21 protein-coding genes are annotated in these 23,023 nt (G+C 74.8%); 13 read left to right on the forward strand and 8 right to left on the reverse strand.

Annotation, left to right across the window (positions count from 1 at the left end; all coding sequences use genetic code 11):
• Positions 1-39: 39 nt before the first annotated feature.
• The gene (locus tag BLW63_RS18395) at positions 40-861 is read left to right on the forward strand and encodes a sulfurtransferase (protein WP_091159449.1); all 822 of its coding nucleotides are present in this window, start codon (positions 40-42) and stop codon (positions 859-861) included.
• Between the two features lie 10 nt (positions 862-871).
• Here the strand turns inward: BLW63_RS18395 and BLW63_RS18400 are convergent, their stop codons facing one another.
• Entirely contained in the window at positions 872-2,737 is a 1,866-nt protein-coding gene (locus BLW63_RS18400; protein ID WP_091159451.1) for a putative bifunctional diguanylate cyclase/phosphodiesterase, read from the reverse strand.
• A 197-nt stretch (positions 2,738-2,934) separates the two neighbouring features.
• On the opposite strand from BLW63_RS18400, the gene BLW63_RS18405 reads away from it, so the two are divergent.
• From BLW63_RS18405 to BLW63_RS18425, 6 genes are all read left to right on the forward strand, one after another.
• A complete protein-coding gene (locus BLW63_RS18405; protein WP_091159454.1) occupies positions 2,935-4,083 on the forward strand; it encodes a zinc-dependent alcohol dehydrogenase in 1,149 nt (382 codons plus the stop codon).
• A 10-nt stretch (positions 4,084-4,093) separates the two neighbouring features.
• Positions 4,094-4,675, forward strand: coding sequence for a hypothetical protein (locus BLW63_RS18410; RefSeq protein ID WP_091159456.1), 582 nt, complete (start codon positions 4,094-4,096; stop codon positions 4,673-4,675).
• Positions 4,676-4,720: 45 nt separating this feature from the next.
• Positions 4,721-4,891, forward strand: a complete 171-nt coding sequence (locus BLW63_RS26250; RefSeq protein WP_211517173.1) for a hypothetical protein — start codon at positions 4,721-4,723, stop codon at positions 4,889-4,891.
• A gap of 109 nt (positions 4,892-5,000) precedes the next feature.
• Positions 5,001-5,900, forward strand: coding sequence for an alpha/beta hydrolase (locus BLW63_RS18415; protein ID WP_091159458.1), 900 nt, complete (start codon positions 5,001-5,003; stop codon positions 5,898-5,900).
• A 117-nt stretch (positions 5,901-6,017) separates the two neighbouring features.
• The gene (locus BLW63_RS18420) at positions 6,018-6,959 is read left to right on the forward strand and encodes a patatin-like phospholipase family protein (protein ID WP_244522657.1); all 942 of its coding nucleotides are present in this window, start codon (positions 6,018-6,020) and stop codon (positions 6,957-6,959) included.
• A gap of 223 nt (positions 6,960-7,182) precedes the next feature.
• On the forward strand, positions 7,183-8,409 hold the full coding sequence (locus BLW63_RS18425) for an epoxide hydrolase family protein (protein ID WP_091159463.1): 1,227 nt from the start codon (positions 7,183-7,185) through the stop codon (positions 8,407-8,409).
• A 16-nt stretch (positions 8,410-8,425) separates the two neighbouring features.
• On the opposite strand, the gene BLW63_RS18430 is transcribed toward BLW63_RS18425, so the two are convergent.
• Positions 8,426-9,589, reverse strand: a complete 1,164-nt coding sequence (locus tag BLW63_RS18430) for a MalY/PatB family protein (protein WP_091159602.1) — start codon at positions 9,587-9,589, stop codon at positions 8,426-8,428.
• The gene (locus BLW63_RS18435; protein WP_091159466.1) at positions 9,582-12,413 is read right to left on the reverse strand and encodes an FAD-binding and (Fe-S)-binding domain-containing protein; all 2,832 of its coding nucleotides are present in this window, start codon (positions 12,411-12,413) and stop codon (positions 9,582-9,584) included. The genes BLW63_RS18430 and BLW63_RS18435 overlap by 8 nt, the downstream gene beginning before the upstream one ends.
• A 153-nt stretch (positions 12,414-12,566) precedes the next feature.
• Here BLW63_RS18435 and BLW63_RS18440 point away from each other — a divergent pair, with 153 nt between their 5' ends.
• The 4 genes from BLW63_RS18440 to BLW63_RS18460 all read left to right on the forward strand — a co-directional run bounded on the left by BLW63_RS18440 (position 12,567) and on the right by BLW63_RS18460 (position 16,266).
• Positions 12,567-13,016 (forward strand): ester cyclase, encoded by a 450-nt coding sequence (locus BLW63_RS18440; RefSeq protein ID WP_091159469.1) that lies wholly within the window; start codon positions 12,567-12,569, stop codon positions 13,014-13,016.
• A 131-nt stretch (positions 13,017-13,147) separates the two neighbouring features.
• A complete protein-coding gene (locus tag BLW63_RS27440) occupies positions 13,148-13,639 on the forward strand; it encodes a hypothetical protein (protein ID WP_211517174.1) in 492 nt (163 codons plus the stop codon).
• Between the two features lie 191 nt (positions 13,640-13,830).
• Complete coding sequence (locus BLW63_RS18450) at positions 13,831-14,973, forward strand: phosphotransferase (protein ID WP_244522658.1); 1,143 nt, start codon at positions 13,831-13,833, stop codon at positions 14,971-14,973.
• A gap of 393 nt (positions 14,974-15,366) precedes the next feature.
• Positions 15,367-16,266 carry a DMT family transporter gene (locus BLW63_RS18460; protein ID WP_091159474.1) on the forward strand — a complete coding sequence of 300 codons (900 nt, stop codon included), beginning with the start codon at positions 15,367-15,369 and terminating at the stop codon, positions 16,264-16,266.
• Positions 16,267-16,301: 35 nt separating this feature from the next.
• Here the strand turns inward: BLW63_RS18460 and BLW63_RS18465 are convergent, their stop codons facing one another.
• The gene (locus BLW63_RS18465) at positions 16,302-17,933 is read right to left on the reverse strand and encodes a glycoside hydrolase family 13 protein (protein WP_091159477.1); all 1,632 of its coding nucleotides are present in this window, start codon (positions 17,931-17,933) and stop codon (positions 16,302-16,304) included.
• Positions 17,934-18,127: 194 nt separating this feature from the next.
• On the opposite strand from BLW63_RS18465, the gene BLW63_RS18470 reads away from it, so the two are divergent.
• The gene (locus BLW63_RS18470; protein WP_091159480.1) at positions 18,128-18,349 is read left to right on the forward strand and encodes a hypothetical protein; all 222 of its coding nucleotides are present in this window, start codon (positions 18,128-18,130) and stop codon (positions 18,347-18,349) included.
• 114 nt (positions 18,350-18,463) lie between these two features.
• On the opposite strand, the gene BLW63_RS18475 is transcribed toward BLW63_RS18470, so the two are convergent.
• The 4 genes from BLW63_RS18475 to BLW63_RS18490 are packed head-to-tail and all read right to left on the reverse strand — an operon-like array spanning position 18,464 to position 22,168.
• Positions 18,464-19,294, reverse strand: coding sequence for a succinate dehydrogenase/fumarate reductase iron-sulfur subunit (locus tag BLW63_RS18475; RefSeq protein ID WP_244522659.1), 831 nt, complete (start codon positions 19,292-19,294; stop codon positions 18,464-18,466).
• Positions 19,291-21,087: a fumarate reductase/succinate dehydrogenase flavoprotein subunit gene (locus BLW63_RS18480; RefSeq protein WP_170856845.1), complete on the reverse strand. Its 1,797-nt coding sequence runs from the start codon at positions 21,085-21,087 to the stop codon at positions 19,291-19,293. The genes BLW63_RS18475 and BLW63_RS18480 overlap by 4 nt, the downstream gene beginning before the upstream one ends.
• Positions 21,087-21,914: a hypothetical protein gene (locus BLW63_RS18485; protein ID WP_091159483.1), complete on the reverse strand. Its 828-nt coding sequence runs from the start codon at positions 21,912-21,914 to the stop codon at positions 21,087-21,089. The genes BLW63_RS18480 and BLW63_RS18485 overlap by 1 nt, the downstream gene beginning before the upstream one ends.
• A complete protein-coding gene (locus BLW63_RS18490; RefSeq protein WP_091159486.1) occupies positions 21,911-22,168 on the reverse strand; it encodes a hypothetical protein in 258 nt (85 codons plus the stop codon). Before BLW63_RS18490 ends, BLW63_RS18485 begins: the two co-directional genes overlap by 4 nt.
• A gap of 122 nt (positions 22,169-22,290) precedes the next feature.
• On the opposite strand from BLW63_RS18490, the gene BLW63_RS18495 reads away from it, so the two are divergent.
• A complete protein-coding gene (locus BLW63_RS18495) occupies positions 22,291-23,019 on the forward strand; it encodes a glutamine amidotransferase (protein ID WP_091159488.1) in 729 nt (242 codons plus the stop codon).
• Positions 23,020-23,023 lie beyond the last annotated feature (4 nt).

A 23,023-nucleotide genomic window follows, 5' to 3' on the forward strand; every position in this document is an offset into this window, starting at 1 on the left:
GGCCGCCGGGCCGGGGAGCGCGGTCGTAGGGTCGCCGCCATGCTGCCCCCCGTCGTCGACGTGTCCTGGCTGCGCGAGCACCGCGGCGAGGTCGTGCTCGCCGACGTCCGCTGGTACCTCGACGGCCGGTCCGGCCGTGTCGCCTACGACGCCGGGCACCTGCCGGGTGCGGTCTTCGTCGACCTCGACCGCACGCTGGCCGCGCACGCCGGGCCCGGGACCGGGCGGCACCCGCTGCCGGAGCCGGAGGTGTTCGCGGCGGGGATGGCCGCGCTCGGCATCGGCGACGACGATCCCGTGGTGGCCTACGACGACGCCGGCGGGGTGGTCGCCGCCCGGCTGGTGTGGCTGCTGCGGGTGACCGGGCACGACGCCGCGCTCCTGGACGGCGGCACGGCGGCGTGGGACGGGCCGCTGGAGCAGGCCGTCCCGGAGCGGGCGCCGGCGGTCTTCACCCCCCGCCCGTGGCCGGCCGACCGGCTGGCGGGGGTCGACGACGTCCTCGACCCGGCCGCGGTGGTGCTCGACGCGCGCGACCCCGAGCGGTACCGGGGGGAGCGCGAGCCGGTGGACCCGCGCGCCGGCCACGTGCCCGGCGCGGTCAACGTGCCCGCTCGCGCCAACCTCGGTGCCGACGACCGTTTCCGGCCCGTCGAGCAGCTGCGCGCGACGTTCGCCGCGGCCGGGGTCACCCGCGACAGCGACGTCGTCGCCTACTGCGGCTCCGGGGTGACGGCGTGCCACGACCTGCTCGCGCTGGAGCTCGCGGGCTTGCCGCAGGGGCGGCTCCACCCGGGCTCGTGGTCGCAGTACAGCACCGATCCGGACCGGCCGGTCGCCGTGGGCGACCGGCCGTCCTGACCGGGGCCGGTCAGGGGACGACGGCGAGCAGCGGCCCCGGGTGGGCCGGGGCGACCTCCACCTGGGCCGGGAACGCCTGGGCGGCGGCGGGCCGGGGGCGGCCGAACAGGTAGCCCTGCGCGTGGGAGCAGGCCAGCCGGCCGAGGACGGCGTGCTGCTCCTCGGTCTCGACGCCCTCGGCGACCACCTCGAGGTCCAGGCTGCGCGCCAGCTCGATGATCGAGGCCACCAGGGTGGTCGACCGGCCGCCCGAGCCCAGGTCCTGCACGAAGCTGCGGTCGATCTTCACGACGTCAGCGGGCAGCCGGCGCAGGTAGGACAGGCTCGAGTAGCCGGTGCCGAAGTCGTCGATGGCGATGCGGACGCCCAGCCCGCGCAGCGCGCGCAGGCTGTCGACCACGGCCTCGACGTCCTCGATGAGGACGCTCTCGGTCACCTCGAGGGTCAGCTGCGCGGCGGGCAGCCCGCTGGCGGCCAGGGTGCCGCGGACGGTGGCCACCACGTCGTCGTCGATCAGCTGCCGCGCCGAGAGGTTGACCGCGATGTCGATCGGCCGGCCGGCCCCCCGGGACCACCGCGCGGCCTGGGCGGTCGCCTCGGTGAGCACCCAGCGGCCGATCTCGACGATGGCGCCGCTCTCCTCGGCCAGCGGGATGAACTCCAGGGGCGGGACGAGCCCGCGTGTGGGGTGCTGCCAGCGCAGCAGCGCCTCGTAGCCGGTGGTCGCGCCCTCGGCCAGCTCGACGGTCGGCTGGTAGTGGACGGCGAGCTGCCCGGCGGCGACGGCGGAGTCGAGGTCGGTGATGAGCTCGGCCTTGGACTGGGCGGCCAGCTCCATTCCCTCCGCGTAGACGACCACGCGGTTCTTGCCCGAGGACTTGGCGAGGTACATCGCCAGGTCGGCGTTGCGCAGCAGCGTGTCGGCGGAGCGGTCCCCGGCGGTGGTGGAGTCGGCGACGCCGATGCTCACCCGCACGTGGACCGGCCGGCCATCGACGACGACCGGGTCGACGAGGGCGCCGAGCAGGCGCTCGCCGACCTCCGCGGCCGTCTGGGCGGAGCCCGCGACCACGACGGCGAACTCGTCGCCGCCGAGCCGGGCCACCTGATCGACCGAGCGCACGCAGCCCACGAGCCGCTCGCTCACCGTCGTCAGCAGCTCGTCGCCCGCGGCGTGGCCGCGGGAGTCGTTGACGTCCTTGAAGTCGTCGAGGTCCAGGAACAGCACGCTCGTGGGACCGGACCGCTGGGCCAGCATCCGCGCGGTGGTCTCCAGCAGCAGCGTGCGGTTGGCCAGGCCGGTGAGCGGGTCGCGCAGCCCCTGCTGCTCGTTGAGCCGCCAGGCAGCGAGGTGGGCCAGGGACGCGGCCAGCACGAACGCCCCGTGCACCAGGGTCCACGTCCACGGCGAGTGCTGCGCGCTGCCGTGCCCGAAGACCGCGTGCGGCAACAGCGTCCCGACGACGCCGTGGTGGGCGAGGACGACGACCAGCGCCATCCCGAAGGGCACCCAGTTCTGGTACAGCGCCGCGAGCCCGACCATGACGAAGAAGTGGAAGTGCGCCTCGGTGAGGCCTTCCAGGAGGTAGACCAGGACGACCGAGGCGGCGAGCAGGCTGGCCGTCGCCGCGGCGGAGCGCAGGCCGCGGCCGGCACCGGGCAGGGCCGTGAACACCAGCGGGTAGGCGACCGCGAGCGCGAGCAGCAGGGCGATCAGCGGCGATCGGCCGAGCAGCAGCGCCAGGACCCCCAGCCCTCCCGCCTGCGCGGCGGCGACCCGGAGGACGGCCCGGTGACGCCGGTGCCAGACCTCGTGGGGCAGGTGGCGGCCCTCGGGCAGGGCCGTCGCGAGCCACTGGTGCAGTCCCTGGAACATGCAGCTGTCCTCGGCGTCACGACCACGGCTCTCCAGCGCCGTCCGGAGCGCCTCACCCGTCCGGAGGACGTGCTGCGCCGGCCGGTCCCGACTGGCCGCCGGCCGGCAGGTCGGTCAGGGTGCGAGGGGACGCCGGAGAGCCGGTCCGGCCGGCCGGTGCGGCACGGCGCCGTGCGCGAGTGCGAGGAGGTCCTGCGATGCGGGCCATGGTCTACCGGGGTCCCTACGCGGTGCGGGTCGAGGAGAAGGACGTCCCCCGCATCGAGCACCCCAACGACGCGATCCTGCGGGTCACGCTGGCCGCGATCTGCGGCTCGGACCTGCACCTCTACCACGGCCTCATGCCGGACACCCGGATCGGCCACACCTTCGGTCACGAGTTCATCGGCGTCGTGGAGCAGGTCGGGTCGTCGGTGCAGCACCTGCAGGTCGGCGACCGGGTCATGGTGCCGTTCAACATCTCCTGCGGGTCGTGCTGGTTCTGCGCCCGCGGGCTGTACTCCAACTGCCACAACGTGAACCCGAACGCCACGGCGGTCGGCGGCATCTACGGCTACTCGCACACCACCGGCGGCTACGACGGCGGCCAGGCGCAGTACGTGCGGGTGCCGTTCGCCGACGTCGGGCCGGTGCGGATCCCCGACTGGATGCACGACGAGGACGCCGTCCTGCTGACCGACGCCGCCGCGACCGGCTACTTCGGCGCGCAGCTGGGCGGGATCGCCGAGGGCGACACGGTCGTCGTCCTCGGTGCCGGGCCGGTCGGCCTGATCGCCGCCCAGTCCTCGTGGCTCATGGGCGCGGGCCGGGTCATCGTCGTCGACCACCTGCAGGAGCGGCTGGAGAAGGCGCGGACCATGGCCTACGCCGAGGTGCTCGACTACGACGAGCACGACGACGTCGTGGTCGAGCTGAAGAAGCAGACCGACTTCCTCGGCGCCGACGTCGTCATCGAGGCGGTCGGCGCGGAGGCCCACGGCAACCTCCTGCAGCACGTGACCGGGACCAAGCTCAAGCTGCAGGGCGGCTCGCCGGTCGCGCTGAACTGGGCCATCGACGGGGTGCGCAAGGGCGGCACCGTCTCCGTGGTCGGCGCGTACGGGCCGATCCCCAACGCGGTGAAGTTCGGCGACGCGCTGAACAAGGGGCTCACGCTGCGGATGAACCAGACACCGGTGAAGCGGCAGTGGCCGCGGATGTTCGAGCACGTGCGCAACGGCCACCTGACGCCGCGGGCGATGGTCACCCACCGGTTCCCGCTGGAGGACGTCGCCGAGGCCTACCACGTGTTCTCCGCCAAGCTCGACGGCTGCATCAAGCCGCTGATCCTGCCCAGCGCGGCCTGAGGGAGCGACCGTGACCGACCCCGACATCCCGAGCGCCTACGTCCGGGACAAGCGCACCCCGCCGCCGACCCGCGAGGAGCTGCGGGCCCGGATCCCCGGCTGGGGCGCTGACCTCGACCCCGCGGACCGGCCCTCGTACCCGAAGCTGCAGTACCCGGCGGACACCGGTGCGCACTGGGACTTCCCGGAGCGGCAGCCCGGCGGCGAGGGCAGGGAACGGTCGATCGAGCACGCCTTCGTGACCCCGGTCTTCGGCACCGCCCAGCCGCTGCGGGGACTGTCGGGCGGCGTGCGCCGGTTCGCCTACCGGCGCTTCAGCGAGGGCCGTCTGGCGCACTGGCTGCTGCTCATCGTCGGCGACCGGATCGACGCGTGGGGGAGCCACCTGCGCTCGTTCGCCTCCAGGCGCCCCGACGTGCCGGCGTCCGGGCTGCGGAGCGAGCTCACCCACGGCGGGCTGCGCTCGCGGCGCGGCCGCAGCGACGCCCGCCACCAGGTGCTCGACCCGGTCGTCGTCGCCGGGCCGTGGGTGGCCGGTGCCGCGGTGACCTACACCGGCGTCCGCCGCCTGGTGCGGGTCCTGCGCCGCTGACGGACCGAACGGCGCCGCTCCCATCGACGTGCTCCGGCCGCGGCGGTGGACGTCGCGAGCGGCTACACCGTCCGGCTCGCCGTCGGCGTGGACACCGGCACGACCCCGACCGGCGGCGGGCTCGGCGGCGACGGCGCGCCCTCCGGCGTCCCCGGTGGCACGCCGCCCGGCGGCACCCCACCGACCGGAGCACCCCCCGCCCCGCCGAGCGACTGACGCGGCGGCCGGCCGTCCCCAGCGTCGGTGACCGGCCCCCCGTGCCGTGTCCCGGCCGCTGGTGCAGGCTGCCGTGGACACCCGCCCCACCCGAGCCCGAGAGGACCCCATGCCGAGCACCGTCAGCCGCTCGCTGCCCGCGCTGTTCCGACTGTTCGGGTTCCGGCGGGAGTTCGCCGACCCGGAGGCCATGCTGCGCGGCGTGCGGGACCGCATGGTGCGCCCCGTCCCGTACGGGCCGCCAAGGGGACTGCGCTCGGTCGAGATCGAGGTCGACGTCCGGCACGACACCGGCTGGCCGGTCTACCGCGTCCTGCCGCGACACCGCACGCCGACCCGTGCCGCCGTCTACGTCCACGGCGGCGCCTGGGTCAACCAGATCCACCCGCTGCACTGGCGGCTGGTCGCCGGGCTCGCCGCCCGCAGCGGCACCGCGATCACCGTCCCGATCTACCCGCTGGCGCCCGTGGGGACCGCGGCGACGGTCGTGCCGGCCGTCGCCGACCTGGTCGCCGCGCTGGTCGACCGGTACGGCGCCGGGCAGGTCGCCGCCCTGGGTGACTCGGCCGGCGGGCAGATCGTGCTGTCCGCGGCGCAGCTCCTCCGGGACCGGGGCGTGCCGCCGCTGCACCGGACGGTGCTCGTCTCGCCCGCGCTGGACCTGACCCTGGACAACCCCGAGATCGACCTCGTCGAGCCGCAGGACCCGTGGCTCGCCCGGCCGGGCACCCGGGCGGCGATCGAGCTCTGGCGGGGCGACCTGTCGATCAAGGACCCGTTGGTCAGCCCGCTGTTCGGGGAGCTGGCCGGGCTCGGGCCGCTGACCGTCTTCAGCGGCACCCGGGACATCACCAGCCCGGACACCCGGTTGCTCGTCAGCCGCGCCCGCGCGGCCGGTGTGCCGGTCGACCACCACGAGGAGGCGGGTCTCGTCCACGTGCACCCTCTCCTGCCGGTGCCCGAGGGGCGGCGGGCGCGGCGGCTCATGGCCGCACTGCTCGACGACTGACGCCGTCGATCGGGTCCTCCCCGAGTCCGGCCATCGGTCCTCCGCTCGCCCCGGGGCGTGTCGACGACGCGGCAGCGACCGCCCGGCTGCGAGATGGTGGACAGGAGTCGAGGGGGGATGACGGTGAGGACGGTCGCGATCGCATGTCAGGGCGGCGGCAGCCACACGGCGTTCACCGGCGGTGTGCTGCAGCGCCTGCTGGCCGACCAGGACCACCGGGTCGTGGCGCTGTCCGGCACCTCCGGTGGTGCGGTCTGCGCCCTGCTGGCCTGGTACGGCCTGCTGACCGGCGGCGCGGCCGAGGCCGGCCGGCTGCTGGAGCGCTTCTGGGAGGCCAACGCCGCCACCACGCTGAGCGGGAAGCTGGCCAACGCCTGGCTGGTCGGTCTGGCTCGGCTGGAGGGGCGGGTGTCGCTGCCGACGGTGAGCCCGTACGCCTACCCGGACGTCGCCGGTCCCGCCCTCACCGACCTGCTGACCGACCACGTGGACGTCGACCGGCTCGCCCGGCTGCAGGAGTCCCCGCCGGAGGACCAGCCGCTGCTGCTCGTCGGCGCCGTCGACGTCCTCAGCGGCGACTTCCAGGCCTTCTCCAGCCGGCGCGGGGAGATCACCGTCAACGCCGTGCTCGCCTCGGCCGCCGTCCCGCTGCTCTTCCGCGCCGTCGAGGAGCGGGGCCGCTTCTACTGGGACGGGCTGTTCAGCCAGAACCCACCGGTGCGCGAGCTGCCGGACGCCGGGCCGGAGGAGATCTGGGTGGTCCGGATCAACCCGCGCGCCCGGGCCACCGAGCCGAAGTCGGTGGGCGCCATCGCGGACCGGCGCAACGAGCTGGCCGGCAACCTCTCGCTGGAGCAGGAGCTGTACGTCATCCGCAAGGTCAACGGGTGGGCGGACCGTCTCGGCCCCCCGTATCGGCGCATCGAGGTCCGGGAGATCACCCTGGATTTCGACCTCGACCTGCCCAGCAAGCTCGACCGCAACCCCGCCTTCCTGCGCCGGCTCTTCGACGCCGGGCGGGAGCAGGCGGACGCCTTCCTGGCCGGGCTGCCCCGCTGACCGCAGGCCTGCCGGTCTCCCGGCGTCCCCGCCAGAGGGCTGACCCTGCTCGCCGAGAGTCGTCCGTGACGTGGCGTGCGGACATGCGGGGACGGGCCGTTCGTCCCTGCCGCCACTCCGATGGCCAGGGTGAGGGTGGGCGGGTCCTGGAAGCCCGGCCCCTACCACCGTGGTGCTCGAGGTCCGGCCCGGAACTTCCCCGCACCCGACCCCGAGGCCCGTCATGACCGCAGTCGCAGAACAGATTGGCAGTTCCATCCGTCCCTTCCGCGTGGAGTTCGCGGAGGAGGCGCTCACCGACCTGCGCCGCCGGCTCGCCGCGACGCGCTGGCCCTCCCGGGAGCTGGTCGACGACCGGTCGCAGGGCGTGCAGCTGGCGACGGCGCAGGAGCTCTGCCGCTACTGGGCGAACGACTACGACCTGCGCCGGGTCGAGGCGCGGCTGAACGCGCTGCCGCAGTTCACGACCGTGATCGACGGGGTGGACGTCCACTTCGTCCACGTGCGGTCGCCGCACCCGGACGCGCTGCCGCTGATCATGACGCACGGCTGGCCGGGCTCGGTGATCGAGCTGCTCGACTCCATCGGCCCGCTCACCGACCCGACCGCGCACGGCGGCCGCGCCGAGGACGCCTTCGACCTCGTGCTGCCGTCCCTGCCCGGCTACGGCTTCTCCGGCGAGCCGACCGAGGTCGGCTGGGACGTCGCCCGCGTCGGGCGCGCGTGGGCGGAGCTGATGGACCGCCTCGGCTACACGCGCTACGTCGCCCAGGGCGGCGACGTGGGCGCCGGCGTCACCGACGCGATGGGGCGCCAGGCTCCCGAGGGGCTGCTCGGCATCCACACCAACCTGCTCGTGACGGTGCTGGGCGCGCCCCCGTCGGCGGACAGCGAGCAGGAGCGCGCGGCTCTCGCCGCGATCGCCACCTTCCAGGCGGAGGGCTTCGCCTACTTCCTGGAGCAGGCCACCCGCCCGCAGACAATCGGCTACGCCCTGCTGGACTCACCGGCCGCCTTGGCGGCCTGGCTCCTCGACCACGACACAGACTCCTACCACAAGATCTTCCGCGCCTTCGTCGACGGGGAGCCCGCGGGGAACCTCACCCGGGACAACCTCCTCGACAACATCACGCTGTACTGGCTGACCGGCACCGGGGCCTCGGCGGCCCGGTCGTACTGGGACAGCTACGGAGTCGCCGCTCAGGCCGGTGCAGCAGGCCGGACTCCTCCGGAGGTCACGGTCCCGGTCGGCTTCACCACGTTCCCCGGTGAGATCTGGCGCAGCCCGCGGAGTTGGGTCGAGCGGTCCTACCCCACCCTCACCTACTTCAACGAGGTCGACCGGGGCGGCCACTTCGCCGCCTGGGAGGAGCCCGAGCTGTTCGCCTCCGAGATCCGGAAGGCGTTCGGGCCGCTGCGCGCGGCGCAGATCCCCGAGCAGCGTCGCTGACCTGGTCCGCCGGGGCTCAGCCGGCGGCGAGCGCGGCGCCCATCCGCTCGACGACTTGCACCAGCACCGGCCGCGGCGTCGCGACGTTGAGCCGGACGTACTGCTCACCCGCCAGCCCGCACAGCAGCCCGTCGGTCAGCGCCACCCCGGCCCGGTCGAGGAAGAACGCGCCCGGCTCGGACAGCCCCAGCTCGCGGCAGTCCAGCCACGCCAGGTAGGTGCCCTCCGGCGGGGTGTACCGGACGCCGGGCAGGTGCTCGGCGACCAGCTCGGCCAGCAGCCGGCGGTTGCCGTCCAGGTACGCCAGGACGTCGGCCAGCCAGCCGGCGCCGTCGGTGTAGGCGGCGGTGTTCGCCACGACGCCGAGGGTCGAGGCGCCGTGCTCGGCGTGCAGCCCCACCCGCGCCCAGGTCTCGGCGTCCGCGTCGTTGGACAGCACCAGCTGGGCGCACTTCAGGCCCGGCAGGTTCCACGCCTTGGACGCCGAGGTGGCGCTGACCGCGTGCGCCGCCGGGACCTCGCCGAGCGACGCGTAGGGCACGTGCCGGTGCCCCGGGTACACCAGCGGCGCGTGGATCTCGTCGGAGAACACCCGCCCGCCGTGCCGGTCCACCACCTCCGCGACCGCGGTCATCTCCGCCGGTTCGAGCACCCGGCCGATCGGGTTGTGCGGGTCGCACAGCACCAGGAGGTGCCCGCCGGCGCGGAACGCCGCGTCGAGCGCGTCGAGGTCGTAGACGTACCGGTCGCCGTCCCGAACCATCGGCACCTCGATGACCTCGCGGCCCAGCGCAGGCGGCACCGTGAGGAAGGGCATGTAGGCCGGGGTCGGCAGGACCACCGGGCTCCCCGGCCGGGAGAAGTGCTCGATCGCGGCGGCCAGGCCGGCCAGGACGTCGGCCACCGGCCGCACCCGCTCGGGCGGCACCGCCCAGCCGTACCGGTCGGCCGACCACGCCGCGTACGCCTCCGACATGCCCCGCAGCAGCGCCGGGGGCAGATAGCCGAGCGCCGCGGCGTCCACCGCCGCGTGCAGCGCCTCGGTCACCGCCGGCGCGGTGCCGAAGTCCATCTCCGCGACGAAGGACCCGATCGCCTGCGGGTACAGCGACCACTTGAGGCCGCCGCGGCGCCGCAGCTCCTCGACGGTCAGGTCGTCGAACCCGGCGACGTCAGGCACGGGGCGCCCGGGCCAGCAGCTGCGCCAGGTGCACGCCCTCACGGCCGGCGAGCTGGTCGAGCTGGGTGCGGCAGGAGAACCCGTCGGCCAGCACGACGGCGTCCGGCCCGGCGGCGCGGACGGCGGGCAGCAGCTGGTGCTCGGCGATCGCCACCGACACGTCGTGGTGGCCGCGCTCGACGCCCCAGTTGCCGGCCAGCCCGCAGCAGCCGCCGACCCGGGTCACCGTGGCGCCGGCCTCGCGCAGCAGCCGCTCGTCGGTCGCCCACCCGAGGACGGCGTGGTGGTGGCAGTGCGGCTGGGCGACGACCTCCACCCCGGCGAGGGACGGCGGTGTCCAGCCCGGCGTCTCGCGCAACAGCTCGGCCAGCGTGCGGGTGCCCGCGGCGACCCGTTCCGCGGCCGGCCCGCCCACAAGCTCCAGGGCCTCGTGCCGCAGCACCGCGGTGCACGACGGCTCCAGGCCCACCACCGGGATGCCGTCGTCCACCAGCGGGGCGAGCAGCTCGACGGTGCGGCCCAGCGTGCGGCGGGCGGCATCGAGCTGACCGGTGGTGATCCAGGTCAGCCCGCAGCACGCCTCGGCCGGGGGCACCTGCACCCGGTAGCCGGCGTCCTCGAGCACGGCGGCCGTGGCGAGCGCGACCTCGGGGTCGAAGTGGTCGGTGAACGAGTCCACCCACAGCGCGACCGGCCGGCCCCCACCCTCCGCCACCGGGCGCTCCGCCCACGTCTCGCGGAACGTCCGGTCGGCGAACGCCGGCAGCGAGCGGCGCTGGTCGACGCCGGCGCCCCACTTGGCCAGCCGGCCGCCCAGCCGCGATCCCGTGACCGCGTTGGCCAGCCGGGGCGCGCGGGCGGCGACGTCGGCCCAGCGCGGCAGCCAGCCCAGCGTGTAGTGGGAGCGCGGGCGCAGCCGCCGGCGGTAGGACTGGTGCAGCACCTCGGCCTTGTAGGAGGCCATGTCCACGCCGGTCGGGCAGTCCCGCGAGCAGCCCTTGCACGACAGGCAGAGGTCCAGCGCGTCGTGCACCTCGGGCGAGCGCCAGTCCCGCACCGGCCCGCCCGGCGCGAGCACCTCCTGCAGCACCCGGGCCCGGCCGCGCGTGGTGTCCTTCTCCTCCCGCGTCGCCGGCCACGACGGGCACATCACCCCGCCGCCGGCCTGCAGGTCGGCCCGGCACTTGCCGACCCCGGTGCAGCGGTGCACCGCGGCGGAGAAGTCGCCGCCGTCGTGGCGGTAGGCCAGCGCCAGGCCGTGCGTGTGCCGGGGGGCGGCGGCCATGCGGATGTCGTCCTCGACCCGCGCCGGGCGGACCAGGACGCCGGGGTTGAGCACGTCGGCCGGGTCGAACAGGGCCTTGACCCGCTCGAAGAGGCCGAGCACGTGCGGGGAGTACATCGACGACAGCAGCTCGCTGCGCGCCCGGCCGTCGCCGTGCTCGCCGGACGCCGACCCGCCGTAGCGGGCGACCAGCACGGCGGCGTCGGTGACGAAGGCCCGGTAGGCCTCGCGGCCCCGGTCCTCGCCACGACCGAGCGGGAAGTCGATGCGCACGTGCACGCAGCCGTCGCCGAAGTGGCCGTACGGGACGCCCTGCAGCCCGTGCTGCCCGAGCAGCGCCTCGAAGTCGCGCAGGTAGGCGCCCAGCTGCTCGACCGGGACGGCGGCGTCCTCCCAGCCGGCGTGTGCGGGGCGCCCGTCGGAGGTGCGGGCGGCCAGGCCCGCGCCGTCCTCGCGGATCCGCCAGATCGCCGCCGCCTCGGCGACGTCGGTGACCACCATCGAGTCCAGCGCACCGGCGGCGCCCAGTACGCCCTTCGCCTTCGCCTCGACCTCGGCGACCGTGTCGCCGGTCAGCTCGACGATCAGCCAGCCGTCGCCGCGGGGCAGGTCGGGCACGACGGCCGCGGGGACGTCGCGCAGCCGCTGCACGATGCGCTGGTCGAGGCCCTCGACGGCGGTCGGCTCGTGCGGCAGCAGCCCCGGCGTGGCGTCGGCGGCGTGGGCCATCGACGGGTAGCCGAGCACGACCAGGCCGCGGAACGGGGCGTCGGTGACCAGCCGCACGGTCGCGCCGAGCACCACCGCGAGCGTGCCCTCGCTGCCGACCAGCGCGCGGGCGACGTCGAAGCCGCGCTCGGGCAGCAGGTGCTCCAGCGAGTAGCCCGACACCTGACGGCCGAAGCGGCCGAGCTCGGTGCGGATCGCCGCCAGCTCGCCGTCCACCAGGGTGCGCAGCTCGTCGAGCACCCCGCCGCCCGCCGCGCCGTCCGTCCCGAGCCGCAGCCGCTCGCCGGCGCCGGTGACGACGTCGAGGCCGACCACGTTGTCCGACGTCCGGCCGTAACCCAGGGCGCGCGAGCCGCAGGCGTTGTTGCCGATCATCCCGCCGATCGTGCAGCGGTTGTGCGTGCTCGGGTCGGGGCCGAAGCGCAGCCCGTGCGGCCGGGCCGCGGCCTGCAGCGCCGCCTGCACCACGCCGGGGTCGACGGTCGCCGTCCGGGCCTCGGGGTCGACGCCGTGCACCCGGGACAGGTACCGGCTGGTGTCGAGGACGACGCCGGGGCCGACCGCGTTGCCGGCGATCGAGGTGCCCGCGCCGCGCGCGGTGAACGGCACGCCGAGCCCCCGGCAGACGGCGAGGGTGGCCTCGATCTCGTCGGGGTGCCGCGGCCGCACCACCGCGCGGGGCAGCACCCGGTACAGCGAGCCGTCGGAGGAGTACAGCGCCCGGGCCAGGCCGGAGTCGTCGACGTCGCCGACCCCCGCCCGGCGCAGCGCCCCCGCCAGGTCGGTCGCCACGTCCGGTGCCAGCGTCATCCGTGCTCCCTCGTCGTCCTCGGTACCCGCGCGACCGGTCCCGGACGGCGCAGAGTCTCCCTTCTACACCTGGCCGGCCCCCGACCGGCGCGTCGGCCGTCGGCGGGACGTCGGGCCCTGTCCGGACCGGAGCGCGGTCGCCAGCCTGGGTGGGTGGCCTTCGACGTCGAGCGGCTGATGCGGCTGTGGTCGGAACCCCTGCCGGTGGACGACGGCGCCGCCGCCGCGGCCTTCCAGGAGGTGTACGCCGACCCGGTGACGGTCAACGGCACGCCGATGTCGCCGGCGGACCTCGTCGACCGGGCGCGGGCCGTGCAGCACGTCTTCGCGCCGGTGCGCCGCGAGGTCCTGTCGGTCGTCGAGCAGGGGGACCGGGTCGCCGTCGCGTTCCGGATGGGCGGCCGTCAGGTCGGCACCTGGACGACGTCCGCCGGCCCCGTGCCGGCCACCGGGCGGGAGCTGTGGCTGCGGGTGATCGACGTCCTCACCGTCGTCGACGGCCGGATCACCGAGATCGTCATGGTCGCCGACGAGCTGGGCGCCCTGGTCGGCCTGGACGCCGTCCGGCTGCGGACCCCGGCCGACGCGGTGACCGCCGACTGACACCCGCTGGCCGCGCTGGGTGACCTCCCCGGTCGGGAGCGTGATGCCCGGCCGCGCGTCCGCGCCGCGGCCGCCGACACGCGCGCCCGTGTCCGACCAGGGCCTTCGCACGTCCCCGATCCTCGATCGCCATGACGGGCAGGCGTGGACTCCTCGGGACCGACATCCCGGTCGTGACGGCGGTGACCCGGCTGGACTTCCTGAGCCGGCGGGACAGCGCGGCCGCGGCGGCTCCGCCACCCGCCGTCCGGCCCTCGCACACGTGGACCGACCACCTGCGCGGGCAGGTCGAGCCGCTGGACCTCGACGAGTCCCTCGAGTTGCTGGACCTCGGCGTCGGTGTCGCCCGCCAGGCCTACGACGCGCAACACCGGGGCATCCGCGCCGCCCTGCGCGCCGGGGCCTCGTGGGAGCGCATCGGCGCCGTGCTGGGCACCACCGCGCTGACCGCGTGGAACGGCCACCAGCGGTGGATCGAGGAGCAGGTCGAGCTTTTCGAGCTCACCGGCCGCGACGGGCTGGACGACGTCGGCGCGGTCGAGGCGCTGCGCCTGGCCGGTGAGCGCCCCGCGGGTCTCGGCTACGTCACGCGGGCCGCGGCGCCCGAAGGTGCGTCCGACTAGATGTAGCCGGCCATCAAGTTGGTGCCAGGCGGCTGATCGGTGGCCGACCGCCGAGCGGCCCACCGGGGGACGACCGCCTCCGGACGGACGGTGTCGTCCTGCCGTGGCGCGGCGGTACAGCCGAGGAGACGCCGGAGCGAGGGAGCGACCGCGGGATCCCGGTCCCGTGGGCGGGCGCATGCCGGAGAGGCGTGGCCACCGGGACGCGGTCCCGGCAGTCTGGCCGCCCGGACTCCACCCAGGAAGCGGGGCTGATCATGGTCGAGGACGCTGCACCGCTGGTCGGTGGGACGGACGGGGAGCTGCTCGCCGGGGGCCGGACCTCGCCCGGCGTGGTCCGCATCGGGAACGCGGTGCACCGCCCGGTCCGCCGGTGGACGACGACGGTGCACGCGGTGCTGCGGCACCTGGAACGGGCGGGGTTCACCGGGGCGCCCCGGGTGCTCGGGTTCGACGACGCGGGGCGGGAGGTGCTCACCTATCTGGAGGGGGAGACGGCCGGTGAGGCGCCCTGGCCGGCGTGGGTGTCCGCCGACGACGCCCTGACGCAGGTCGGCTCCTGGCTGCGTCGGCTGCACGACGCGACGGTCGGCTTCGTGCCACCGCCGGAGGCGGTGTGGTTCGCCGGCCGGCCCTGGCGACCGGGTCTGGTCATCGGCCACCACGACGCGGCGCCGTACAACGCGGTCTGGCGGCGGGGACGGCTGGTCGGCTTCGTGGACTGGGACGTCGCGGGGCCGTCGTCGCGGGAGTTCGACCTGGCGTACTCGGCTCTGATGTGGGTGCCGCTGCTCGCCCCGGGATCCGCGTGGCCGGTCGCGTCCCGCCCAGTGGCGGAGCGGTACCGGCGCCTGCACCTGTTGCTGGACGCCTACGGGTACGACGAGGACCGCTCCGCGCTGCGGCAGGCCGTGCCCGCGCGTGCCCGGAGGAATGCCGAGGTGACCCGTCGGCTCGCCGACAGCGGCGACCCGGTGTTCCGGGCGCTCCGTGGCCAGGCCGCCGACCTGGACCGGTCCGCGCAGCAGGTCGACGAGCTCCCGGAGTCCTTCTGGCGGCGACCCGCAGCCGACCCCGGACCTCGACCGCAGGAGTCACCTGGGGGCGAAGCCGGGGGCGGGGTGGGTAGCCTCTCGGCTCCGGATTTGATCGCGACCGCCTCCGAGACCCCGTCCCGGAACGGCCTGCTACGGGTTGGTGCCGTGCTCGCCCGGCGACCGGCTCGCCTCCTCGACAGCGAGGGCGAACTGCGTGGTGACGCCGCCCTGCCAGCCGACCAGGCCGGGTGTCCCGGAACGCCCACCACGGGACACCGCCTCAGTCGGCCGTCATGAGCGGCAGGATCACCCCCTCGAGCCGGTGCGATCACCGCTCAGGTCTCCGACAGCTGTAGGCGCCCGTCGACGTGGGTGACGAGGTACCGGTGCTCACTGGCGGACCAGGCACTGCCTCGGGACGAGCTGGCAGCCGCCCACCGACAGCCCCGTTCCAGGACGGTCTCCGCCGACTGCCGGCCGATCTCGATCCGGTGCTCGACCGGGACGGCGGTCCATCTCATGAGGCGGCTGCGGCGTGGCTCGATCGGCCCCCGTAGCCGGCCTGTGCATCGCCTGGCCACAGGACGTCGAACACCGGCTCACGGTGCGAACGGGGCGGCAGGTCGGGGCGCCCCAGGGGGAGCGGAGGACGGTGGCCGGTGCTCGGCTCGGCGTCGTCAGACTGGGCCGATGACGGGGACGACCTCGCGGGTCCAGACGCTGGGTGGGCCGGCGCTGTTCGTCCTGCTGTGGAGCACCGGCTTCGTCGGCGCCAAGTACGGGCTGCCCTACGCCGAGCCGTTCACCTTCCTGAGCCTGCGGCTGGGTGTCGCCGCCGTCCTGCTCGCCGTCCTGGCCGTCGCGCTGGGCTCGGCGGGCATGGCCTCCCGCCGGCAGTACGGCCACGCCTCGGTGGCCGGGCTGCTGCTGCACGGCGGCTACCTGGGCGGCGTCTTCTACGGCATCTCGCTGGGGGTGCCCGCGGGGGTGTCGGCGGTGGTCGTCAGCCTGCAGCCGGTGCTCACCGCCGTCCTCGCCGCGCGGGTGCTCGGCGAGCGGCCCACGGCGCCCCAGTGGCTCGGGCTCTCGCTCGGCGTCGGAGGCGTCGCACTGGTCGTCGGCCCGGGCATCGCCGACGCCGGCTCGACGGGGCCGCTGCCGGTGGCCGGTGTCGTCGCGTGCCTGGTGGCACTCGCCTCGGGGACGCTCGGCACCGTCTACCAGAAGCGGCACGGCGACCGCATCCCGCTGGTCTGGGGGACGGCGGTGCAGTACGCGGCGGCCGCGGCCGTGCTGCTGGGGGTCGCGGGAGCGAGCGAGGACCTAGCGATCCGGTGGACCGCCGAGTTCACCGCCGCCTTCGTCTGGCTGGTGCTGGTCCTGTCCATCGGCGCCGTCCTGCTGCTGCTCCTGCTTCTGCGCCGGGGCACGGCCGCGGGCGTCTCCAGCCTCTACTACCTCGTGCCGGTGGCCACCGCCGTGGAGGCGTACCTGCTCTTCGGCGAGCGGGTCAGCGGACTGTCGCTCGTGGGGATCGGGGTGACCGCTCTCGGCGTCGCGCTGGTGGTGGCGCCACCGCGGGAGCGGTGACGCGCGACCACCAGGTCGGTCCGCAGGACGGGTCCTCAGTCCTCCAGCACCCACACCGCGCTGTTCGGCGGCAGCGCCACCGTGCCGCCGGAACGCCGCACCGCCGCGGTGGAGGCGAGCAGCACCTGGCCCGGACAGCCGGCGAGCACCGTCTCGCCGCCCATGTTGACGACGCAGCGCACCACCTCACCGTCGCCGACCGAGCGGATGGTCAGCACGTCGCCGCGGGTGGTGACCGTCGCCGAGCCCGAGGCGAACGCCGGGTGCGCCCTGCGCAGCGCCAGCGCCCGGCGGTGCAGGGTCAGCGTGGACCCGCCCTGGCCGGTCTGCACCGAGACCGCGTAGCGGCTCCAGTCGGCGGGGATGGGCAGCCACGGCTCGGCCGATCCGTCGGGGGAGAAGCCGACGCCCTCGCTGGGGTTCCACGGCATCGGCACGCGGCAGCCGTCGCGGCCGGCGCGGGCGCCGCCGCTGCGGTGGAAGATCGGGTCCTGCTTGGCCTCGTCGGGTACGTGCGCCTGCGGCAGGCCCAGCTCGTCACCCGCGTAGAGGTAGGCCGAGCCCGGCAGCGCCAGCGTCAGCAGCGCCGCGGCGCGCGCCCGGGCGGCGCCGACCTCGCCGCCGCCGAAGCGGGTGACCTGCCGCTCCTTGTCGTGGTTGCCCAGCACCCACGACACCGGCGCGCCGACCTGCCCGTAGGCGTCCAGCGCGCTGGAGATGGCCTCGGCGAACGGCGCGACCGCCCACGGTGACTTCAGCAGCCGGAACGACAGCGACTGGTGCAGCTCGTCGGGCCGGGAGTAGAGCGCGACCTGCTCGAGGTCGGCCAGGCAGACCTCGCCGACCAGCATGGTGTCGGGGTACTCGTCGCAGATCGACCGCCAGCGCCGCCACACGTCGTGCACCTCGGGCTGGTTCCAGGTCATCGCCTGCTCGGGGCCGTGGCCGAACAGCGTGGGGGAGTAGGCGCCCGGGTTGTCCCGCAGGCCGGCGTCCTTGTACAGGCCGTAGGCCACGTCGACGCGGAACCCGCTCACCCCGCGGTCGAGCCAGAAGCGCAGCGTCCGCTCGAAGTCCTCGGCCACGACCGGGTCGCGCCAGTTGAGGTCGGGCTGCTCCGGGGCGAACAGGTGCAGGTACCAGCGCCCGTCCGGGGTGCGCGACCAGGCCGGCCCGCCGAACAGCGACTGCCAGTTGTTCGGCGGCTCCTCCGACGGCGGCGCGAAGTGGTAGCGGGCGGCCTCGGGGGAGTCCGGGTCGGCCAGCGCCGCCTGGAACCACGGGTGCTGGTCCGAGGTGTGGTTGGGGACGACGTCCAGCACGACCTTCAGGCCGAGCCGGCGGGCGTCGTCCACCAGCGCCTCGAGGTCGGACACGTCGCCGTAGTCGGGGTCCACCGCCCGGTAGTCGACGACGTCGTAGCCGCCGTCCGCGCCGCCCGAGGGGTAGTGCGGGTTGATCCACACCGCGTCCACGCCGAGCCAGGAGAGGTAGGGCAGCCGCTGCCGCAGGCCGCGCAGGTCGCCGATGCCGTCGCCGTCGCTGTCGGCGAACGAGCGCAGGTACACCTGGTAGACGACCGCGTCGCGCCACCAGGGGGCGGGCGCGGCCGCGGGGGCGACCCGGCGCTGGATCTGGGTCCTCGCGAGGGAGAGGCGGCGTGCCATGCCGCCACCATCGGCGGAACCGGGGCCGAGGTTGTGCAGCGGATCCCACGAAGTGGTGAGGGGGTGCTGGCAGATCCCGCCAACCACCCAGCTCGCCTGTGACGCCCGGGACGGGGGTGGCCGGTGGTCTGCGACCGCGATGGCCCGGGTACCACGGGACGGCGCAGGACACGCACGTCGATGGGAGACCGACGATGGACACCGACCCTCGCCCCGGTGAGGACGACGTCGACCGCGACGACGCCCAGGCCCTGAGTCGGGCGACCGGAGGCGGCGACAGCGACGAGCCCGACGCGTCCAGCACCACGGGCACCGGCGAGTCCGACACGTTCGTCGGGCGGGTGGCCGGCCAGGACGTCGGCTACGCGGGGGAGACCGGGGCCGAGCGCCGGGCCGCCGCCCAGCAGGACGAGTAGCCCCCGGGCCGGGCCCCGTCCCGGGTCCCGCCCGGAGCCTGGTGACGTACTGGAACGGCCCCCTCCAGGGCACCGCCCCGAGCGTGCGAGGGGTGGGGAGGAGGGGGTCCTCTTTCAGTCCCGGGGGCGCCGCCGGATCCTCGACCCGAGCCAGGTGAGCGGGTCGAACCGGCGGTCCACGACCCGCTCCTTGAGCGGGATGATCCCGTTGTCGGTGAGGTGGATGCCCTCGGGGCACACCTCGGAGCAGCACTTCGTGATGTTGCAGTAGCCGAGGCCGAACTCGTCCTGGGCGGCGTCCCGCCGGTCGACGACGTCGAGCGGGTGCATGTCGAGCTCGGCCAGCCGGATGAGGAACCGCGGCCCGGCGAAGGCGCGCTTGTTGTCCTCGTGGTCGCGGATCACGTGGCAGGTGTCCTGGCACAGCCAGCACTCGATGCACTTGCGGAACTCCTGCGGCCGCTCCACGTCGACCTGCTGCATCCGGTGGTTGCCGTCGGGGTCCCGGGGCCTGGGGGTGAACGCCGGGACCTGCGCGGCCTTCTCGTAGTTGTACGAGACGTCGGTGACCAGGTCGCGGATGACCGGGAAGGTCCGCAGCGGGGTGACCGTCACGGTCTCGTCCTCGGCGAAGGTGCTCATCCGGGTCAGGCACATCAGCCGCGGCCGCCCGTTGACCTCCGCGCTGCAGGACCCGCACTTGCCGGCCTTGCAGTTCCACCGGACGGCGAGGTCGCCGGCCTGGGTGGCCTGGAGGCGGTGGATCACGTCGAGGACGACCTCGCCCTCGTTCACCCGGACGGTGAAGGTCTGCAGCTCCCCGCCGGAGGCATCGCCGCGCCAGACGCGGAACGCGGCGTCGTAGCCGCTCCCGCCCCCGCCACCGGCTCCACCGCCGCGGCCCTCGTCGGTGCCGCCGATGCTCGGTTCCCCCGGCTCGGTCACGGCTGCTCCTCGAAGACCTCGGCCAGCTCCGGCGGCATCTGCGGGAGCGGCTGGCGGGTCAGCGTCACCGTGCCGTCCGGTCCCCGGGTGCAGACGAGGTTGGTGCGCCCCCAGTCCGGGTCGGTGGCGGGGAAGTCGTCGCGGGTGTGCCCGCCACGGCTCTCCTCACGGGCGAGCGCAGCCCGGGCGATGCACTCGCTGACCGCCAGCAGGTGCGGCAGGTCCAGCGCCAGGTGCCAGCCGGGGTTGTACTGCCGGTGGCCCTCCACCGACAGCGCCGCCACCCGCTCCCGGAGGACGGCGATCCGCTCCAGCGCGCGCTCCATCTCCGGTGCGGTGCGGATGATGCCCACCAGGTCGTGCATCGTCTGCTGCAACTCGGACTGCACCGCGTACGGGTTCTCCCCGCCCTCCCGCTCGAAGGGAGCCAGGGCCGCCCGCGCCGCCTCGGCGAGCATCTCCTCGCGCAGCGCGACCACGCCGGTCCGCTTGCTGGCGTGCTCGGCGGCGGCCGCACCCGCGCGCCGGCCGAAGACCAGCAGGTCCGACAGCGAGTTGCCGCCCAGCCGGTTGGACCCGTGCATGCCGCCGGCGACCTCGCCGGCCGCGAAGAGCCCGGGGACCGACGCCGCGGCGGTGTCCGGGTCGACCTCGACGCCGCCCATCACGTAGTGGCAGGTGGGGCCGACCTCCATCGCCTCGGCGGTGATGTCGACGTCGGCCAGCTCCTTGAACTGGTGGTACATCGACGGCAGCCGCCGGCGGACGTACTCGGCGGGGCGCCGGCTGGCGATGTCGAGGAAGACCCCGCCGTGCGGCGAGCCGCGGCCGGCCTTGACCTCGCTGTTGATGGCGCGGGCGACCTCGTCGCGGGGCAGCAGCTCGGGCGGGCGTCGATTGTTCTTCTTGTCGTCGTACCAGCGGTCGGCCTCGTCCTCGGTCTCCGCCGTCTCCTTGCGGAAGAAGTCCGGGATGTAGTCGAACATGAACCGGTTGCCGCTGGAGTTCTTCAGCACGCCGCCGTCGCCCCGGACGCTCTCGGTGACCAGGATTCCGCGGACCGACGGCGGCCACACCATCCCGGTGGGGTGGAACTGGACGAACTCCATGTTCACCAGCCCGGCGCCGGCCGCCAGCGCCAGGGAGTGCCCGTCGCCGGTGTACTCCCACGAGTTCGAGGTGACCTTGTAGGCCTTGCCGATCCCGCCGGTGGCCAGCACGACCGACGGGGCCTCCCAGGCGACGAATCGGCCCGACTCGCGCCAGTAGCCGAACGCCCCGGTGATGCCGTCGGCGTCGGTGAGCAGGCGGGTGACCGTGCACTCCATGTAGACGTCCACGCCGAGCGCGACGGTGCGTTGCTGCAGGGTGCGGATCAGCTCCAGGCCGGTGCGGTCGCCGACGTGCGCGAGGCGGGCGTAGCGGTGGCCGCCGAAGTCGCGTTGGCTGATCAGCCCGTCGGGGGTGCGGTCGAACAGCGCGCCCCAGTCCTCCAGCTCGCGCACCCGGTCGGGCGCCTCCTGCGCGTGCAGCTGGGCCATCCGCCAGTGGTTGAGCATCTTCCCGCCGCGCATGGTGTCCCGGAAGTGCACCCGCCAGTCGTCCTCGGGGTAGGCGTTGCCCATCGCCGCGGCGATCCCGCCCTCGGCCATGACGGTGTGCGCCTTGCCGAGCAGGGACTTGCAGACGACGGCCGTGCGGGCGCCTGCCTCGTGCGCGGCGATCGCGGCCCGCAGGCCGGCGCCGCCGGCTCCCACGACCACGACGTCGTACGCGTGCTTCTCGAACTCCATCAGAAGAACCTCAAGTCGGAGATCGTGCCGGTGGCCAGCAGGAACACGTAGAGGTCGGCGAGCGCCACGCTGGCCAGCGAGGCCCACGCGTACTGCATGTGGCGGGCGTTGAGCCGGGAGACGACGGTCCAGAAGCGGTAGCGCACCGGGTGCCGGGAGAAGGAGTTGAGCCGGCCGCCGACGATGTGCCGGCACGAGTGGCACGACAGCGAGTAGAGGAACAGCAGGACCGCGTTGACCAGCAGGATCGCCGTGCCCAGCCCCATGTGCCCCCACTCGCCGGTCTCGTCGCGGAACGCGAGGACGGCGTCGTAGAAGAGGATCGCGTTGATGACCAGCGCCGCGTAGAGGAAGTAGCGGTGCACGTTCTGCCCGATGAGGGGGAAGCGCGTCTCACCGGTGTAGCGCCGGTGCGGCTCCGCGACCGCGCAGGCCGGCGGGGAGAGCCAGAAGGACCGATAGTAGGCCTTCCGGTAGTAGTAGCAGGTCAGCCGGATGCCCAGCGGGAAGACCAGGATGTAGATCGCCGGGGAGATCCAGTCCGGGCCGGTGAACAGCTTCGGGAAGGTGTCGCCCTCGCAGGCCGTGGTGAGGCACGGTGAGTAGAACGGCGAGATGTAGGGCTCGGAGAAGTAGTACGCGTTCTGGAACGCCCGGAAGCTCGAATAGACGACGAAGGCCACCAGCGCCAGCACGGTCAGCAGCGGCTGCAGCCACCACCGGTCCGTGCGCAGGGTCCGCGCCGCGATGGCCGCCCGGCCCGGGGTCGGCCCTCCGCCGCCGTGGCCCGGGGAGGTCGCCCCCGTCCCGCGCGAGGCGGTCGTCACCGGACGGCGCGGCGGTGCTCGCCGGGTCCCGGGTCGTAGCCGTCGTCCCACACGACGGCCGACGAGCCGGGGACGTCGGGGGCCATGCGTGCCCCGCCGCACAGGAGGGCGAGGTCGTCGCGCAGCCGCGAGACGTCGACCCTGAGCCGGCGAGCGTCCACGGTGTCCCCGAAGTGCCGGGTGAGCGGGGTGCACGCCGCCTCGAGCTCGTCGACGGCACGGCGGGCCGCCGCCACGTCCTGCTCCAGGGACATCGCTGCCTCCAGGTGCTGGTCACACCGCCGCCGGGGACGGTGCAGCGAAGTCGACCACGGACGCACGGTCGGGCGGAAGGAGTTCGGCAGCGGGCGTTCCGCGCGGCCTAGCATCGGCGCTCGTGCGGCCCTTCCTCCTGCTGGCCTCGCGGCCCGAGGACGAGGCCGCCGACGACGAGTACGCCGCGTTCCTCCGCGCCACCGGGCTGGACGAGCGCCGGCTGCGGCGGATCCGGCTGGAGGCCGCGCCGCTGCCGGAGCTGGACCTCGACGACTACGCCGGGGTCCTCCTCGGCGGCGGGCCGTTCAACTCCAGCGACCCGGCCGAGGACAAGTCCGCCGTCCAGCACCGGATCGAGGCGGAGCTCTCGCACCTGCTCGACGAGGTCGTCGCCCGGGACCTGCCGTTCCTCGGCGCCTGCTACGGCATCGGCACGCTCGGTGTCCACCAGGGCGGGGTGGTCGACCGCACCCACGGCGAGCCGGTCTCCTGCGTGCCCGTGACGCTGACCGACGCCGGCCGGGCCGACCCGCTGCTCGCCGGCGTGCCCGACGTGTTCGACGCGCTGGTCGGGCACAAGGAGGCCTGCCGGGTGCTGCCGCGCTCGGCGGTGCTGCTGGCCACGTCGGCCGACTGCCCGGTGCAGATGTTCCGGGTCGGCCGCAACGTCTACGCCACCCAGTTCCACCCTGAGCTCGACGTCGCCGGCGTCGTGACCCGGGTGCGCGTCTACCAGCACGCCGGCTACTTCCCGCCCGCGGAGATGGAGGAGCTCATCGCCCGCGTCAGCCAGGCCGTGGTCACCGAGCCCAGCCGGCTGCTGGCCACCTTCGTCGCGCGGTACGGCTGAGCCG

The organism is Geodermatophilus africanus, assembly GCF_900107105.1.
Lineage (GTDB): Bacteria > Actinomycetota > Actinomycetes > Mycobacteriales > Geodermatophilaceae > Geodermatophilus > Geodermatophilus africanus.

Bases quoted from the DNA above. Each gene is read 5' to 3' on its own strand.
- BLW63_RS18470 (WP_091159480.1), top strand. From the start codon at position 18,128: ATGGACACCGACCCTCGCCCCGGTGAGGACGACGTCGACCGCGACGAC.
- BLW63_RS18415 (WP_091159458.1), top strand. From the start codon at position 5,001: ATGCCGAGCACCGTCAGCCGCTCGCTGCCCGCGCTGTTCCGACTGTTC.
- BLW63_RS18490 (WP_091159486.1), bottom strand. From the start codon at position 22,168: ATGTCCCTGGAGCAGGACGTGGCGGCGGCCCGCCGTGCCGTCGACGAG.
- BLW63_RS18460 (WP_091159474.1), top strand. From the start codon at position 15,367: ATGACGGGGACGACCTCGCGGGTCCAGACGCTGGGTGGGCCGGCGCTG.
- BLW63_RS27440 (WP_211517174.1), top strand. From the start codon at position 13,148: ATGACGGGCAGGCGTGGACTCCTCGGGACCGACATCCCGGTCGTGACG.
- BLW63_RS18395 (WP_091159449.1), top strand. From the start codon at position 40: ATGCTGCCCCCCGTCGTCGACGTGTCCTGGCTGCGCGAGCACCGCGGC.
- BLW63_RS18420 (WP_244522657.1), top strand. From the start codon at position 6,018: ATGACGGTGAGGACGGTCGCGATCGCATGTCAGGGCGGCGGCAGCCAC.
- BLW63_RS18400 (WP_091159451.1), bottom strand. From the start codon at position 2,737: ATGTTCCAGGGACTGCACCAGTGGCTCGCGACGGCCCTGCCCGAGGGC.
- BLW63_RS18480 (WP_170856845.1), bottom strand. From the start codon at position 21,087: ATGGAGTTCGAGAAGCACGCGTACGACGTCGTGGTCGTGGGAGCCGGC.
- BLW63_RS18405 (WP_091159454.1), top strand. From the start codon at position 2,935: ATGCGGGCCATGGTCTACCGGGGTCCCTACGCGGTGCGGGTCGAGGAG.
- BLW63_RS18425 (WP_091159463.1), top strand. From the start codon at position 7,183: ATGACCGCAGTCGCAGAACAGATTGGCAGTTCCATCCGTCCCTTCCGC.
- BLW63_RS18465 (WP_091159477.1), bottom strand. From the start codon at position 17,933: ATGGCACGCCGCCTCTCCCTCGCGAGGACCCAGATCCAGCGCCGGGTC.
- BLW63_RS18435 (WP_091159466.1), bottom strand. From the start codon at position 12,413: ATGACGCTGGCACCGGACGTGGCGACCGACCTGGCGGGGGCGCTGCGC.